1 protein-coding gene is annotated in these 208 nt (G+C 57.7%); it reads left to right on the top strand.

What is annotated here, in order from left to right:
* Nucleotides 1–4: 4 nt before the first annotated feature.
* Nucleotides 5–208, top strand: a 204-nt coding sequence (locus CN514_RS19725; protein ID WP_286141771.1) for a Gfo/Idh/MocA family oxidoreductase, incomplete at its 3' end; no start/stop codon positions are given.

Raw genomic sequence — 208 nt, 5'->3', positions numbered from 1 at the left:
CGGCATCGCGCAAAAAGCCTGGCTGCCTGTTTTAGGTGCAGCAACGGACTGGACCCTGCAAGGGGCATGGTCACCCACCCGAGAAAAGGCAGAACGTATCTGCGAAACCTGGCGCATTCCGTATGCTGCCTCCCTGCAGGATCTGGCCCGCGAGTGTGATGCTGTTTTTGTGCATACCTCAACGGCAACCCACTATCAGGTGGTAAGC

Origin of the sequence: Bacillus sp. AFS001701 (assembly GCF_002559405.1) — a bacterium.
Taxonomy (GTDB): Bacteria; Bacillota; Bacilli; order Bacillales; family Bacillaceae_G; genus Gottfriedia.
Note: the sequence above shows the minus strand (reverse complement) of the source record. Positions and strands in the feature narration are given on the sequence as shown.